The organism is Stenotrophomonas sp. YJH_SMC_43, from assembly GCF_059372535.1.
The window spans coordinates 827,243-841,197 of sequence record NZ_JCAFVQ010000002.1; the positions used below are offsets into that span (position 1 = coordinate 827,243).

Here is a 13,955-nt window from a genome sequence, read left to right on the forward strand (position 1 = left end):
GAAGAGCAGTCGACTGACAGTCGACTCTACCTGGACACATGGTGTCCCCTTTTTTCACCGCCGTGCCAGCAGCACCAGTACCGCGCCGGTGCCGCCTTGCCCGGTCGGCGCCGAATGGAAGGCCAGCACGTCGTTGCGCAGCCGCAGCAGGCGATCAACCAGGTTCTTCAGCACCGGCGCACCGCCATCGGACTGCAGGCCCTTGCCGTGGATGATGCGCACGCAGCCATACTCGTGTGCATGCGCCTCCAGCAGGAACTGGCGCAGCAGCGTCTCCGCCTGCGCGGCGGTGGCGCCGTGCAGGTCCAGTTCGTCCTGTACCGAGTACTGGCCACGCTTGAGGCGCTGGAACAGGCGTGGTGGCAGGTTGTCGCGGCGATAGCTGGCCACGTCGCCGGCTTCCAGCGGCGTGCTGTCGCGCAGCAGCCGGGCGAACTCGCCGGCGGCTTCGGCCTCGTCACGTTCGGCCATGCGCGCGCGCGGCTTCGGCCGGGGCGCAGCCGGTGCCGGCTCGGCATCCTTGCGCAGCGGCGTCACTTCGCCGATGGCTGCACGGAACAATGCGGCCGGATCTTCATCTTCAGGGTGCGACATGCGCACAGGGTAAACCGCCGGCGCAGGTCTGCCTATGACGGTTCGATGTCGGCCGTGACCGCCGGCAGGGTAGGACCAGCGGCTCGCATGCGGCACAATAGACGATGCCCTTGCAGGGTCGACGGCTTCCGCAGGGGAGTACGACGGTCCCGCCCACACTGCACGGTGATGGAATCGAATTCTTGGAAAATCAAGCGGTTAAATCGAAGATGCGAATCCTGGTCAGTAACGACGATGGCGTCGACGCCGCAGGCATCCGGATGCTTGCTTCGGTGCTGCGCGAGGCCGGACACGAAGTCACGGTGGTGGCACCCGACCGCGATCGCTCCGGCGCCAGCAACTCGCTGACCCTGGACCTGCCGATCCGCCTCAAGCGCATCGACCATTACACCGTCTCGGTGGCCGGCACCCCGACCGACTGCGTGCACCTGGCGCTGACCGGGCTGCTCGAGTTCGAACCCGACATTGTCGTGTCCGGCATCAACAATGCCGCCAACCTCGGCGATGACGTGATCTATTCCGGCACCGTCTCGGCGGCGATGGAAGGTCGCTTCCTCGGCCTGCCGGCGGTGGCGGTCTCGCTGGTTACCCGCAACCATGATCCGAAGCACTTCGAGACTGCTGCGCGCGCCGCGGTGGAGATCGTCGCCCGGCTCAAGGCCGATCCGTTGCCGGCTGACACCATCCTCAACGTCAACGTGCCGGATCTGCCGTGGAGCGAGGTCAAGGGCTTCGAGGTCACCCGCCTGGGGAACCGCCATCGCGCCGAAGGCTGCATCGCGCAGAAGGATCCGCGCGGCAACGAGGTGTACTGGATCGGCCCGGCCGGTCGTGAGCAGGACTCCGGTCCCGGCACCGATTTCCATGCGGTGCGCACCGGCCACATCTCGATCACTCCGATCCAGGTCGACCTGACCCGCTACCAGGCACTGGAGAAGGTGGCCAGCTGGGTTGGCGGCCTCAGTGCGGCGCTGGACCAGCCGGCATGAGCCCACGCCTGCGCCTGCAACCGGAAGCCGTCGGTATCGGCATGACCTCGCAGCGCGTGCGTGACCGCCTGGTCGACCGCCTTCGCGAAGCCGGGATCGTCGACGAGCCGACCTTGAACGCGATCCGGGTGGTGCCGCGCCATCTGTTCATCGACGAGGCACTGGCCTCGCGCGCGTATGAAGACACCGCGCTGCCGATCGGCCACGGCCAGACCATCTCGCAACCCTGGGTGGTCGCGCGGATGACCGAGGCGGTGCTCCAGGTCGCGCCGAAGCGGGTGCTGGAAGTCGGCACCGGTTCCGGTTACCAGGCCGCCATCCTCGGTGCGCTGGGCCTGGAGGTCTACACCGTGGAGCGCATCGGCGATCTGCTGCGCCAGGCCCGCAAGCGCTTCCGTGCGCTGGGCATGAACATCCGCACCAAGCATGACGACGGCCGCGTCGGTTGGGCCGAGCACGGTCCGTTCGATGCCATCGTGGTCACTGCGGCGGCGCCGGCACTGGTCGACGCCCTGATCGAGCAGCTGGCCGGGGGCGGCCGCCTGGTGGCGCCGGTCGGTGGCCCCGGAGCGCAGTCGCTGGTACAGCTGGACCGCAAGGCCGACGGCAGCATCGAACAACACGTGCTGGCGCCGGTCACGTTCGTGCCGCTGCTGTCTGGCATGCTCGACTAATCCACGGAGCAGGGTTGCATGAAGATTTTCGGGCCGCTGTACGAGCGGGCGATGAAGTGGGCGGCGCACGAACGCGCGCCGACCTACCTGACGGTGTTGAGCTTCTTCGAGGCGATCATCTTCCCGGTGATGCCGGAGGTGATGCTGGCGCCGATGTGCGTGGCCCAGCCCAAGCGCGGCTGGTGGTTCGCCACCCTCAGCCTGGCCGGCTCGATGGTCGGCGCGCTGGTTGGCTATGCACTGGGTCATTACGCCTTCGAGGCGATCAAGCCGCTGTTCGAAGCGCTGGGCATGCTGCCGGCGATCGAGCAGGGCATCATCACCGTGCAGGCGAAGATGGCCGAGTCGCCCTGGGCGGTGTTCACCTTCCTGGTGCTGGGCGGATTCATGCCCATCCCGATGAAGGTCTTCACGTGGGCATCGGGTATCGTCGGCGTACCGATGCCGCAGTACCTGCTGAGCATGCTGATCGGTCGCGGCAAGCGCGTGTTCGTGCTGGCTGCGGTCATCCGTATCGGTGGTGCGCGTGCCGAAGCGGCACTGCGTCGCTGGATTGAACCGCTGGGCTGGATCGCCACCGCGTTGGTGGTGGTGCTGATCGCCTGGCTTGTATGGAGGTCGAAGTTCGCATGAGTCCTGATCGTCAGAGCAAGGGAGTGCGCATCGGCGCGCTGGCGTTGCTGGTTTCCACCCTGGCCGCCTGCGGCACCGCCACTGTGGTCCGCCCGGGTGGTGGCAGCACCGCCAGTGGTGTGACCACGCCGAAGACCTCGGTGCCCAAGCCCGGGCAGACCGTGGTGGTGCGCAAGGGCGACACCATCTATGCGCTGGCCCGCATCCATGACATCACCCCGGCCGACCTGATTGCCTGGAATCGTCTGGACAACCCGTCGACCATCTACCCCGGCCAGGTGATCCGCCTGTATCCGCAGGGGGCCACCAGCGGCCGTGCGCCGACCACGGTGGTCACCCCGCCGCGTTCGGCTGGCAGCAGTGGCGGCAGCACCGCGCCGGCCCCGGCGCCGGTCGGGCCGGTGAAGAGCAACATCGCCTGGCGCTGGCCAGCCGATGGCGCGATCGTCGGCCGCTACGTGGCCGGTGACGCGACCAAGCAGGGCGTGGACATCGCCGGCACCAGCGGCCAGCCGGTCAAGGCCACCGCCAATGGCGTGGTGGTGTACTCCGGTGCCGGCCTGGTCGGCTACGGCGAACTGATCATCATCAAGCACAGCGACCAGTGGCTGTCCGCCTATGGTCACAACCGCAAGCGCCTGGTCAATGAAGGGCAGAGCGTGAAGGCTGGCGAGCAGATCGCCGAAATGGGCCGTACCGGTGCGAACCGCGACATGGTCCACTTCGAGATTCGTTACAACGGCAAGCCGGTCGACCCGCAGCAGTATCTGCCGGCACGCTGATCACCGTGTGATCGGGTAGCGCCGGGTCACGCCCGGCGGCTTTCCGCGCCGCGCCGCGACGCGGCGCCGCCCGAGCATGGGCTCGGGCGCTACAGAGTAGGTGTGATCCAGGGCACTGCCGGGCCATGCCCGGCGACGCCACGTCAGCCTTCGAGAATGAAGGCGGCGGCGACCTTGCGGCCTTCGCCAGCCAGGATGTTGAAGGTGCGTGCGGCGGCCGGATTGTTCATCACTTCCAGGCCGATGCCGCGTGACAGGCAGGCGGCCATCACCACCGCCGGCGGGAACACCTGGCGGTCACCGGTGCCGAGCACGATCAGCGCCGGGTTCAGCGCCAGGATCGGCTCCAGGTCGGCCAGCTGCAGTTCGGTGGCCTGCTTCACCGGCCAGCGCTCGACCAGCTGGTCCGGGGTCAGGAAGAAGCTGCTGCCCAGCACCAGCTCGTTGACCCGGGCCGAGCGGCCATCGGCGGCGCGCAGGCTGTAGGCGTAATCCGGCGGTTCGTGGTTCAGCTGCATGGCAGTAGGGCGATCAGCCGCGCGGCAGCACGATCTGTCGCTGTTCCTTGCTCGGGCGGTACAGCACGGCGACGTGGCCGATGCGCTGCACCAGCGCGCTTTCGGTGGCTTCGACGATCTCGCCGATCATCACGTCACGGGCGTCGCGGTCTTCGGCAGCGACCTTCACCTTGACCAGCTCGTGGCGCTCCAGCACTTCGTTCAGCTCAGCGATGAAGGCCGGGGTCACACCCTTGCCGCCGGTCTGCAGCAGGGCCTTCAGGTCGTGGGCTTGGCCGCGCAGGAAACGGGTCTGGGAAGCGGTCAGGGCGATGGACATGCAGGAAAACACGGTTGAATGGGGCGATCAGGGTATCATGAGGACCCCATCAGCCCCTATTTTCAATGGCTACCCGCAGCAAAAGCAGCCAGCGCTGGCTCAAGGAACACTTCTCCGACCCCTTCGTGAAGAAGGCCCAGGCCGAAGGCATGCGTTCGCGCGCCGCCTACAAGCTCGAAGAGCTGCTGGAACGTGACCGGTTGCTGAAGCCGCACATGGTGGTGGTCGACCTCGGCGCGGCCCCGGGCGGCTGGTCTCAGCAGGTTCGGAGACAGATCGGCGACACCGGCCGCGTGCTGGCCCTGGACATCCTGGACATGCCGCCGCTGGCCGGCGTCGAGTTCCTTCATGGTGACTTCAGGGAAGAAGCCGTTCTATCGCAGTTTGAAGCCATGCTCGGGGATCAGCCGGTAGACCTTGTGCTGTCGGACATGGCCCCCAATAAGAGTGGTGTGGGCGCGGTCGACCAGCCGCGGATGATGCACCTGGCGGAGCTGGCCCTGGATTTTGCCGACAACCACCTGAAAACCGGTGGGGCATTCCTGATCAAGCTGTTCCAGGGCGAGGGCTTTGACGACTACGTGCGCGACATGCGCCGCCGGTACGACAAAGTCTCCATCCGCAAGCCGGAAGCCTCGCGCAAGCGCTCTCCCGAGGTGTATGCCTTGGGTCAGGGAAAACGCGCCCACATGAAGTAAGCTCGCAACGTACGCAAGTTCGACCCCAACGCAACGCCAGCACTGAGAGGAACACCGGAGCCAATGAGGATGAACGACTTGACCAAGAACCTCCTGCTATGGGTGGTCGTCGCCGTCGTGCTGATGGTGGTCTTCCAGAGCTTCTCGCCCAAGTCCTCCGGGGCCGGGGCGCAGGGCGCGTCGTATTCGCAGTTCCTGGACCAGGTGGACAGCGGCAACGTGCAGAAGGTCGCCTTCGGCGGCGACATGCGCGGCGGCACCAGCCAGCTGACCTACACCACCCGCGGTGGGCAGTCGTCCACCATCACCGCGCCGTTCGATCGTGACCTGATCAACGTGCTGCGCACCAAGAACGTGGAGATCGTGCAGGAGGAGCCGTCCAGCGGCATTTCCCTCGGCGCGATCCTGATGAATTTCCTGCCGGTCATCCTGATCATCGGCTTCTGGTTGTTCATCATGCGCCAGATGCAGGGCGGTGGCGGCGGTGCCAAGGGCGCGATGTCCTTCGGCAAGTCGCGCGCCAAGCTGCAGGGCGAAGACCAGATCAAGGTCACCTTCGCCGACGTCGCCGGCTGCGACGAGGCCAAGGAAGAAGTGGGTGAACTGGTCGACTTCCTGCGCGACCCGTCCAAGTTCACCAAGCTGGGCGGCAAGATTCCGCGCGGCGTGCTGATGGTGGGCCCGCCGGGTACCGGCAAGACGCTGCTGGCCAAGGCCATCGCCGGCGAAGCCAAGGTGCCGTTCTTCTCGATCTCCGGTTCGGACTTCGTTGAAATGTTCGTCGGCGTCGGCGCCAGCCGCGTGCGCGACATGTTCGAGCAGGCCAAGAAGCACGCGCCGTGCATCATCTTCATCGACGAAATCGACGCCGTCGGTCGCCACCGTGGCGCCGGCCTGGGCGGCGGTCACGACGAGCGCGAGCAGACCCTGAACCAGCTGCTGGTCGAGATGGACGGGTTTGAAGGCGGCGAAGGCGTGATCGTGATCGCCGCGACCAACCGTCCGGACGTGCTGGACCCGGCGCTGCTGCGTCCGGGCCGTTTCGACCGCCAGGTCGTGGTCGGCCTGCCGGACGTGAAGGGCCGCGAGCACATCCTGAAGGTCCACATGCGCAAGCTGCCCCTGGCCGACGATGTCGAGCCGATGGTGATCGCGCGCGGTACCCCGGGCTTCTCCGGCGCCGACCTGGCCAACCTCTGCAACGAGGCCGCCCTGTTCGCTGCGCGTGGCAACGAGAAGGAAGTCCGCATGGACCACTTCGACCGTGCCCGCGACAAGATCCTGATGGGTGCCGAGCGCCGCTCGATGGCCATGAGCGAAGAAGAGAAGACGCTCACCGCCTACCACGAGGCCGGTCACGCCATCGTCGGCCGCCTGGTGCCCGAGCACGACCCGGTCTACAAGGTCACCATCATTCCGCGCGGCCGTGCGCTGGGTGTGACCATGTACCTGCCGGAAGGCGACAAGTATTCGATGAACCGCGTGGCGATCAAGTCGCAGCTGTGCTCGCTGTACGGTGGTCGTGTGGCGGAGGAGCTGATCTTCGGTGCCGACAAGGTCACCACGGGCGCCTCCAACGACATCGAACGCGCCACCAAGATGGCTCGCAACATGGTCACCAAGTGGGGCCTGTCCGACCAGCTCGGCCCGATTGCCTATGGCGAAGAAGATGACGAGGTGTTCCTGGGGCGCTCGGTCACCCAGCACAAGAGCGTGTCCAACGACACCGCGCGCCGCATCGACGAGGAAGTGCGCAACATCCTCGACGAGGCTTACGCACGCACCACCGAGCTGATGACGGCCAACCTGGACAAGCTGCACGCGATGTCGCAGCTGCTGCTGCAGTACGAGACCATCGACGCGCCGCAGATCGACGCCATCATGGAGGGCCGCGATCCGCCGCCGCCGGCCGGCTGGAACAAGTCGAACAAGGATGGTGGCAACGACAAGGGCGGCGACGCCCGTCCGCTGCCGCCGATCGCAGGCCCGGCCGAATCGCACTGACGGCCCGCTGCACGTGACACGAGACGAGGCCGGGGTAACCCGGCTTCGTTGTTTATGGGCCATCGGCCCATCCTGAAGAACCGATCTGACGCTGGAGCCCGCATGTCCGCCCCGAAGCCCGAACCGATTTCCCACACCGTCGAAATGGTCATCGCCACCGTGGTCGGCGTGGGTGTGGGCCTTGGCGCAGACAACCTGCTGCTGGGCTGTGGGGTGGGTATCGCCGTTGGCATCGTGCTGAGCATCGCCAAGACCCTGTACGTGGATCGCAAGCGCCGCCGCCGTTGAGGGGTATCGGCAGGGCTGCGCCCTGCACCCGCGGTAGTGCCGGCCGCTGGCCGGCAACCTCAGCAGCAACAGCAACAGCAACAGCAACATTCCGTGGTTTGGCGGGGCGGTGTCGGAGGGCGGGGACGCCGTGAACCCGTCCATGGGGGCTTGGCAGCCGCATCCATGCGGCTGACACCCCGCCCTCCGACACCGCCCCACCTCTGACAGATTTCTGCTGCTGTTGGTGGGTGTCGACCTTGGTCGACACGGTGGATCCACGCCATGCGTGGATGAATTTCGATTCCAATTCGAAATATTCGATTCCGATGGAGATTCATCCACGCATGGCGTGGATCTACTGCAGATCGCGGAAATCTGTCGAAGGCGGGGTGGGTCCGGTTGCGGGGGCGTGAGCCGCATGGATGCGGCGACCGAGCTTACATGGACGTACTTGCAGCGGCCCCCGCAACCGGACCCACCCCGCCATTCTTCAGTGAACCCGCTGTTGCTCCGGCTGTTGCTGTCGCTCTGGCCTCTGCGGGTGCAGGGCGCCGCCCTGCCGAACTAAACTACCTTTCGTTGTCCCAGCAGGATTGCCCATGTTCGATACCTCGCCCCAGCTCGACTGCGCCGGCCGCATCCTGCGCCTCGACCGTGCCCAGGTCATGGGCATCGTCAACGTCACCCCGGACTCGTTCTCCGATGGCGGCGCGCACGACACCACCGAGGCGGCCGTCGCCCACGGTCTGAAGCTGGTCGAGGAGGGCGCCGACCTGCTCGACATCGGCGGCGAATCGACCCGCCCGGGCGCTGCGCCGGTGTCGATCGAGGATGAGCTGCGCCGGGTGATTCCGGTGATCGAGCAGCTGGCCGCCCGCACCCAGGTGCCGATCAGCATCGACACCTTCAAGCCGGAGGTGATGCGCGCGGCGGTGGCCGCTGGCGCCGGCATGATCAACGACATCTTCGGCCTGCGTCAGGACGGGGCGCTGGACGCCGCCGCTGCAACCGGCGTGCCGGTGGTGCTGATGCACATGCAGGGCGAGCCAGGCCACATGCAGGCCGATCCACATTACGACGACGTGGTCGCCGAGGTGCACGGCTTCCTGGTCCAGCGCCTGTTCGCTGCCGAGATGGCGGGCATTGCGAAGAAGAACCTGTTGATCGATCTCGGTTTCGGTTTCGGCAAAACCACTGCCCACAACATGACCCTGCTGGCGCGCTCGGAACGCTTCCTGGAACTGGGCGTGCCGATGTTGGCTGGCCTGTCGCGCAAACGCAGCCTGGGCGAACTGACCGGCCGCGACACGCCATCCGAACGGGTGGCTGCCTCGGTGGCGGCGCATCTGATCGCGGTCCAGCGCGGTGCGCGAATCGTGCGCGTGCATGACGTGGCGGCGACCGTCGATGCGCTGAAGATCTGGCAGGCCGTCGACGCCGTGCCGACGCCGCGTGCCGATGCCACGCCGTCGATCCGCTGGCCGGACGAAGACTGATGGGCATCGACCGGCGGCCGCTGGCGATCGCCGTGATGGGGCCGACTGCCAGTGGCAAGACCGCCACGGCGATCGCCCTGGCGCGGCAACTGGACGGCGAGATCGTCAGCGTCGATTCGGCGCTGGTCTACCGGTATCTGGATATTGGTTCGGCCAAGCCCGACGCCGCCGAGCGTGCGCAGGCGCCGCATCATCTGCTGGACCTGCGCGATCCGTGGCAGACCTATTCGGCGGCCGAGTTCGCGGCCGATGCCAGCCGGGTCGTGGCCGACATCGTGGCGCGTGGCAAAACGCCGATCCTGGCAGGTGGTACGGGGCTGTACTTCCGGGCCCTGCTGCAGGGCCTGTCGCCGATGCCGGAGGCTGACCCGGTAATGCGCGAGGCGCTCAGCGCCGAGGCGGCCGAGCGTGGTTGGGCGGCACTGCATGCGGAGCTGGCCGAGGTCGATCCGGCAGCGGCCGCGCGCATCCATGCCACCGACCCGCAACGCATCCAGCGGGCGCTGGAAGTCTACCGCCTGACCGGTACCCCCATCACCGAATGGCAGCGTCGGCCGGGCGTGGCGCCGTTGCCGGTACGCACCCTCAAACTGATCCTGGCCCCGCGTGACCGCGCCGTCCTGCACCAGCGCATCGAGGCCCGCTTCGACGCCATGCTGGCGCAGGGCTTCCTGGACGAGGTGCGGGCACTGCGTGCAATGCCGGAAATGGCCGCCGTGACGGCGCCGCTGGACCTGCCGGCGGTGCGTGCGGTCGGCTATCGCCAAGCCTGGGAATACCTCGACGGCGAGGGCGATGCCGCCCGTTTCCGTGACAAGGCGATCTTCGCCACCCGCCAGCTGGCCAAGCGCCAGCTGACCTGGCTGCGTGGCGAGCTTGATGCGCGCTGGTTCGACCCCCATATGGACAGGGAGCGCCTGGCCGGCGCGGTGTCGACCTTCGTCGCACGCTGAACCCCCGCCAGCCGTGTAACATCATCGGTCGGCGGGCGGCTCGGGGGCCGTGGCAACCGTCGGCAACCCAATAAGAACAATAATCAGGAGTGTGCAATGTCCAAGGGGCAATCGCTGCAGGATCCTTTCTTGAACGCACTGCGGCGCGAACGCGTGCCGGTTTCGGTGTACCTGGTCAACGGCATCAAGCTGCAGGGCACAATCGAGTCGTTCGACCAGTTCGTGGTCCTGCTGCGCAACACGGTCAGTCAGATGGTCTACAAGCACGCCATTTCCACGGTCGTTCCGGCACGCAACGTGAAGGTCGGTCCGGGCGGTGGTTACGTGCAGTCGGGTGAAGGTGGTCAGGCAGGTGATGAAGCAGACGAGTAATACCGGAGCGGTGAATGTTTGACCGCTCGAAGAAGGGCGAACACGCCCTGTTGATCCAGCCCCATTTCGGCAAGCTGGAAGACGATGTGCTGGAAGAATTCGGTGATCTGGCCCGCTCGGCTGGGGCCAGCATTGCCGCGACGATCACCGCGCGCCTGGACCGTCCGAATCCGTCGACCCTGATCGGCAGCGGCAAGCTGGACGAGATCAAGGCGGCGGCCGACGCCAGTGGTGCCGACCTGGTCCTGGTCAACCATGCGTTGAGCCCGGGCCAGGAGCGCAACCTGGAACGGTTCCTGGAGCGCCGGGTGATCGACCGTACCGGCCTGATCCTGGACATCTTTGCCCAGCGTGCGCACAGCCACGAGGGCAAGCTGCAGGTCGAGCTGGCGCAGCTGCGTCACCTGGCCACGCGGCTGGTGCGCGGCTGGACCCACCTGGAGCGCCAGCGCGGCGGTTCGATCGGCCTGCGCGGCCCGGGTGAAACCCAGTTGGAAACCGACCGGCGCCTGCTGCAGAAGCGGGTCGAGCAGCTGCAGAAGCGCCTGGAAAAGGTCGAGGTGCAGCGTACCCAGATGCGCCGTGCGCGTGTGCGCAGCGAGCTGCCGCGCGTGGCCCTGGTGGGCTACACCAACGCTGGCAAGTCGACCCTGTTCAACGCCATGACCGGCGCCGAGGCCTATGCCGCCGACCAGCTGTTCGCCACGCTGGACCCGACCGTGCGCCGCATCGCGGTGCCCGGTGGCAACGTGGTGCTGGCCGACACTGTCGGTTTCGTCCGTGACCTGCCGCATGACCTGGTTGCCGCCTTCCGCTCGACGCTGTCGGAGGCACGCGAGGCCGATTTCCTGCTGCACGTGGTCGACGCCGCCGATCCGCACCGCGAGGAGCGCATCGCCCAGGTGGACGAGGTACTGACCGCAGTCGGTGCCGGTGATCTGCCGCAGTTGCTGGTGTTCAACAAGATCGACCGCATTGAAGGCGCCGACGTCCGTCACGACGGCCAGGACGGTATCCCGGACGAGTCGCGCCGCGAGCGGGTGTGGATTTCCGCGCGTGACGGGCAGGGCCTGGACCTGCTGCAGGCGGTGCTGGGCAAGCGCCTGGGACTGCAGCACGTCACCGGCGAACTGCGCCTGCCGCCGGATGCGGGCCGCCTGCGCGCGCGCCTGCACCAGCTGGAAGTGATCCGCAGTGAGCAGGCCGACGAGGAAGGCTGGCTGCTGCAGGTCGACCTGCCGATCGCCGAAGCCGAAAAGCTGGCCGCCAGTGCCGACGGCGCACCGATCCGGGCGCTGCTGCCGGAGAAGCTGCCGGAGTGGTGAGGCAGCGCCGGGCCATGCTCGGCGACTGCTATCGCGGCGGCGCGCGACATCAGCCTGTCATCTGCGGTACAACGTGCAGGCTCTTCACCCCACCGTCATGCCGATGTCCATTCCCACCGACGCCGATCTCAATGCCCAGTCCGCCGCGCTCGGGCAGCGCCTGCAGCAGGCCTCGCTGCAGCTGGTGACCGCTGAAAGCTGCAGTGGTGGCTGGATCGCCAAGTGCATGACCGACATTGCCGGTTCCTCGGCGTTCTTCGACTGCGGCATGGTGGTCTACAGCTACGAGGCCAAGCAGCGCCTGCTGGGCGTACGCGCGCAGACCCTGGAGCAGTTCGGCGCGGTCAGCCGCGAAACCGTGCTGGAAATGGTGTCCGGTGCCCTGGTCAACTCCGGCGCCGGTATCGCCGTCGCGGTGACCGGGATCGCCGGCCCCGGCGGCGGCAGCCCGGACAAGCCGGTCGGTAGCGTCTGGATCGGCTGGAAGCGCCGTGGCGGCTACGCCCGCGCCGAGCTGTTCCAGTTCGATGGCGACCGCGAAGCCATCCGCCGACAAACCGTGGCGGCGGCATTGCGCGGTATCGACGCCCAGCTGTGACATGCTGCTCCGGTAATCGTCCGGAGCACGCATGATGTGGGAAACGCTGGGCACGGTCCGTGACCTGGGCCGACTGCAGGAAATCGCCGTTGTCCTGATCCGCTATGGCTTCGGCGACGTGGTGCGGCGCATCGGCCTGGCCACCACGCTGGAGCGGGCAGGGCGCCTGCTGCACTGGAACGAGGACCGCCAGGAGCTGCTGCGGATGACCGCACCGGTGCGCGTGCGCAGCGCGATGCAGGATCTCGGCCCGACCTTCGTCAAGCTCGGCCAGGTGCTGGCGACGCGCGTCGACCTGCTGCCACCGGAATGGATCGCCGAGCTGTCCGAACTGCAGAACGCGGTACCTGCGCTGCCGTATGCGGACATCCGCGAGCAGCTCGAAGCCGATCTTGGTGCGTCTCCGCAGGACGTGTTCGCGTTCCTCGACGAAACCCCGATGGCGGCCGCCTCGCTGGCGCAGGCCCATCGTGCGCGCCTGCATGACGGTCGCGAGGTGGTGCTGAAGGTGCGGCGCCCCGGCATCCGCGATGTGGTCGAGGCCGACCTGCGGTTGCTGGCCCGCCTGGCCGAGATCGTCGAGGCCCGACTGCCGGATCTGCGACGTTACCGCCCGGCCGAAGTCGTGCAGCAGTTCACCGTGTCGCTGCGCCGCGAGTTGGATTTCGCCGCCGAATGCCGCAATGCCGAGCGCATCGCGCGCAACTTCAATGGTCGTGATGACATCCTGATTCCCCGCGTGCACTGGCAGTGGACCTGCGAAAGCCTCAACGTGCAGGACTTCGTCGACGGCATTCCAGGGCGTGACCTGGCCGGTGTCGATGCGGCTGGGCTGGACCGCCGCGAACTGGCGCGACGCGGTGCCGACATCGTGTTGAAGATGGTGCTGGAGGACGGCAGCTTCCATGCCGACCCGCACCCGGGCAACATCATCTACCTGCGTGACGGCCGCATCGGCGTGATCGATTTCGGCATGGTCGGCGCCTTGTCGGAAGTGCGGCGTTTCCAGGTGGCTCAGCTGCTGCACGGGCTGGTCGAGCAGGACCCGCAGGGCGTGGCCGACGTGCTGCTGGACTGGGCCGGCGGTGTCGAGGTGGACGAGAACCGGCTGCAGCACGACATCAGCCAGTTCGTCGACCAGTACCGTGGCGTGCCGCTGAAGGACCTGCGCATCGGCCTGATGCTGGGCGACATCACCCAGCTGCTGCGCAGCTACAGCCTGACCCTGCCGGCTGACCTGGCGTTGATGATCAAGGCGTTCCTGACCCTGGAAGGGATGGGGCGGCAGCTGGACCCGGATTTCGACATGGCCAGCGCCGCGCGCCCGTTCCTGGAGCGGGTGGTGCTGCAGCGCTATGCCCCCACGGCGCTGCTCAAGCGTGGCCGACGCAGCCTGCTGGGCCTGGTCGACTTCGCCGGCGAACTACCGCGCGACCTGCGCAAGCTGGTACAGGCAGCGCGCCGTGGGCGCCTGCAGCTGAAGGTGGAAACCACCGCACTGCAGGGCTTTGGCGAACAGGTGAACCGGGCCGCGAACCGGCTGGTGATGGGCATCGTCACTGCTGCGCTGATCATCGGCTCGTCGATCGTGATGCACAGCGTCGGTGGCGTCTCCAGCCGCTGGCTGCTGGCGTTGGGGGTCTGCGGCTTCATCGGCGCCGGCTTCTGCGGTGTGTGGATCCTGTTCTCGATCTGGAGAAGCGGCAAGCACAACTAGTGTGCTTGCCGCA

General features: G+C 67.1%; 16 protein-coding genes. 13 read left to right on the top strand and 3 right to left on the bottom strand.

Annotated elements, in window-relative coordinates; all coding sequences use genetic code 11:
• Positions 1-54: 54 nt before the first annotated feature.
• Positions 55-594, bottom strand: a complete 540-nt coding sequence (locus AC5QAH_RS10310; RefSeq protein ID WP_005409007.1) for a Smr/MutS family protein — start codon at positions 592-594, stop codon at positions 55-57.
• A gap of 209 nt (positions 595-803) precedes the next feature.
• Between AC5QAH_RS10310 and surE the strand changes: the two genes are divergently transcribed.
• Genes surE through AC5QAH_RS10330 form a run of 4 tightly spaced genes read left to right on the top strand, consistent with a single transcriptional unit; the run spans position 804 to position 3,672 of the window.
• Entirely contained in the window at positions 804-1,583 is a 780-nt protein-coding gene (gene surE / locus AC5QAH_RS10315) for a 5'/3'-nucleotidase SurE (protein ID WP_010485979.1), read from the top strand.
• Positions 1,580-2,257 carry a protein-L-isoaspartate(D-aspartate) O-methyltransferase gene (locus AC5QAH_RS10320; RefSeq protein ID WP_049435940.1) on the top strand — a complete coding sequence of 226 codons (678 nt, stop codon included), beginning with the start codon at positions 1,580-1,582 and terminating at the stop codon, positions 2,255-2,257. Before surE ends, AC5QAH_RS10320 begins: the two co-directional genes overlap by 4 nt.
• A gap of 18 nt (positions 2,258-2,275) precedes the next feature.
• Entirely contained in the window at positions 2,276-2,890 is a 615-nt protein-coding gene (locus tag AC5QAH_RS10325) for a YqaA family protein (RefSeq protein ID WP_043402113.1), read from the top strand.
• Positions 2,887-3,672 (top strand): peptidoglycan DD-metalloendopeptidase family protein, encoded by a 786-nt coding sequence (locus AC5QAH_RS10330; RefSeq protein WP_049455329.1) that lies wholly within the window; start codon positions 2,887-2,889, stop codon positions 3,670-3,672. The genes AC5QAH_RS10325 and AC5QAH_RS10330 overlap by 4 nt, the downstream gene beginning before the upstream one ends.
• A gap of 143 nt (positions 3,673-3,815) precedes the next feature.
• On the opposite strand, the gene AC5QAH_RS10335 is transcribed toward AC5QAH_RS10330, so the two are convergent.
• Together AC5QAH_RS10335 and yhbY are read right to left on the bottom strand one after the other, a co-directional pair.
• The gene (locus AC5QAH_RS10335; RefSeq protein WP_010485970.1) at positions 3,816-4,190 is read right to left on the bottom strand and encodes an Mth938-like domain-containing protein; all 375 of its coding nucleotides are present in this window, start codon (positions 4,188-4,190) and stop codon (positions 3,816-3,818) included.
• Between the two features lie 13 nt (positions 4,191-4,203).
• Positions 4,204-4,509 (bottom strand): ribosome assembly RNA-binding protein YhbY, encoded by a 306-nt coding sequence (yhbY, locus tag AC5QAH_RS10340; RefSeq protein WP_004152868.1) that lies wholly within the window; start codon positions 4,507-4,509, stop codon positions 4,204-4,206.
• A 65-nt stretch (positions 4,510-4,574) separates the two neighbouring features.
• Between yhbY and rlmE the strand changes: the two genes are divergently transcribed.
• From rlmE to ubiB, 9 genes are all read left to right on the top strand, one after another.
• A complete protein-coding gene (rlmE, locus tag AC5QAH_RS10345; protein ID WP_005409014.1) occupies positions 4,575-5,207 on the top strand; it encodes a 23S rRNA (uridine(2552)-2'-O)-methyltransferase RlmE in 633 nt (210 codons plus the stop codon).
• Between the two features lie 69 nt (positions 5,208-5,276).
• A complete protein-coding gene (gene ftsH / locus AC5QAH_RS10350) occupies positions 5,277-7,211 on the top strand; it encodes an ATP-dependent zinc metalloprotease FtsH (RefSeq protein WP_010485966.1) in 1,935 nt (644 codons plus the stop codon).
• A gap of 102 nt (positions 7,212-7,313) precedes the next feature.
• Positions 7,314-7,499 carry a hypothetical protein gene (locus tag AC5QAH_RS10355; protein ID WP_049455330.1) on the top strand — a complete coding sequence of 62 codons (186 nt, stop codon included), beginning with the start codon at positions 7,314-7,316 and terminating at the stop codon, positions 7,497-7,499.
• Positions 7,500-8,080: 581 nt separating this feature from the next.
• The gene (gene folP / locus AC5QAH_RS10360) at positions 8,081-8,977 is read left to right on the top strand and encodes a dihydropteroate synthase (protein ID WP_010484246.1); all 897 of its coding nucleotides are present in this window, start codon (positions 8,081-8,083) and stop codon (positions 8,975-8,977) included.
• On the top strand, positions 8,977-9,930 hold the full coding sequence (gene miaA, locus AC5QAH_RS10365) for a tRNA (adenosine(37)-N6)-dimethylallyltransferase MiaA (RefSeq protein WP_049412635.1): 954 nt from the start codon (positions 8,977-8,979) through the stop codon (positions 9,928-9,930). The genes folP and miaA overlap by 1 nt, the downstream gene beginning before the upstream one ends.
• Before the next feature lie 96 nt (positions 9,931-10,026).
• Positions 10,027-10,302, top strand: a complete 276-nt coding sequence (hfq, locus tag AC5QAH_RS10370) for an RNA chaperone Hfq (protein ID WP_004152891.1) — start codon at positions 10,027-10,029, stop codon at positions 10,300-10,302.
• 14 nt (positions 10,303-10,316) lie between these two features.
• A complete protein-coding gene (gene hflX, locus AC5QAH_RS10375) occupies positions 10,317-11,627 on the top strand; it encodes a ribosome rescue GTPase HflX (protein WP_019338214.1) in 1,311 nt (436 codons plus the stop codon).
• 103 nt (positions 11,628-11,730) lie between these two features.
• Positions 11,731-12,225, top strand: coding sequence for a CinA family protein (locus AC5QAH_RS10380; protein ID WP_005409020.1), 495 nt, complete (start codon positions 11,731-11,733; stop codon positions 12,223-12,225).
• A 34-nt stretch (positions 12,226-12,259) separates the two neighbouring features.
• A complete protein-coding gene (gene ubiB, locus AC5QAH_RS10385) occupies positions 12,260-13,942 on the top strand; it encodes a 2-polyprenylphenol 6-hydroxylase (protein WP_029550825.1) in 1,683 nt (560 codons plus the stop codon).
• The last annotated feature ends 13 nt before the right edge of the window (positions 13,943-13,955 follow it).

Bases quoted from the DNA above. Each gene is read 5' to 3' on its own strand.
- AC5QAH_RS10310 (WP_005409007.1), bottom strand. From the start codon at position 594: ATGTCGCACCCTGAAGATGAAGATCCGGCCGCATTGTTCCGTGCAGCC.
- surE (WP_010485979.1), top strand. From the start codon at position 804: ATGCGAATCCTGGTCAGTAACGACGATGGCGTCGACGCCGCAGGCATC.
- AC5QAH_RS10320 (WP_049435940.1), top strand. From the start codon at position 1,580: ATGAGCCCACGCCTGCGCCTGCAACCGGAAGCCGTCGGTATCGGCATG.
- AC5QAH_RS10325 (WP_043402113.1), top strand. From the start codon at position 2,276: ATGAAGATTTTCGGGCCGCTGTACGAGCGGGCGATGAAGTGGGCGGCG.
- AC5QAH_RS10330 (WP_049455329.1), top strand. From the start codon at position 2,887: ATGAGTCCTGATCGTCAGAGCAAGGGAGTGCGCATCGGCGCGCTGGCG.
- AC5QAH_RS10335 (WP_010485970.1), bottom strand. From the start codon at position 4,190: ATGCAGCTGAACCACGAACCGCCGGATTACGCCTACAGCCTGCGCGCC.
- yhbY (WP_004152868.1), bottom strand. From the start codon at position 4,509: ATGTCCATCGCCCTGACCGCTTCCCAGACCCGTTTCCTGCGCGGCCAA.
- rlmE (WP_005409014.1), top strand. From the start codon at position 4,575: ATGGCTACCCGCAGCAAAAGCAGCCAGCGCTGGCTCAAGGAACACTTC.
- ftsH (WP_010485966.1), top strand. From the start codon at position 5,277: ATGAACGACTTGACCAAGAACCTCCTGCTATGGGTGGTCGTCGCCGTC.
- AC5QAH_RS10355 (WP_049455330.1), top strand. From the start codon at position 7,314: ATGTCCGCCCCGAAGCCCGAACCGATTTCCCACACCGTCGAAATGGTC.
- folP (WP_010484246.1), top strand. From the start codon at position 8,081: ATGTTCGATACCTCGCCCCAGCTCGACTGCGCCGGCCGCATCCTGCGC.
- miaA (WP_049412635.1), top strand. From the start codon at position 8,977: ATGGGCATCGACCGGCGGCCGCTGGCGATCGCCGTGATGGGGCCGACT.
- hfq (WP_004152891.1), top strand. From the start codon at position 10,027: ATGTCCAAGGGGCAATCGCTGCAGGATCCTTTCTTGAACGCACTGCGG.
- hflX (WP_019338214.1), top strand. From the start codon at position 10,317: ATGTTTGACCGCTCGAAGAAGGGCGAACACGCCCTGTTGATCCAGCCC.
- AC5QAH_RS10380 (WP_005409020.1), top strand. From the start codon at position 11,731: ATGTCCATTCCCACCGACGCCGATCTCAATGCCCAGTCCGCCGCGCTC.
- ubiB (WP_029550825.1), top strand. From the start codon at position 12,260: ATGTGGGAAACGCTGGGCACGGTCCGTGACCTGGGCCGACTGCAGGAA.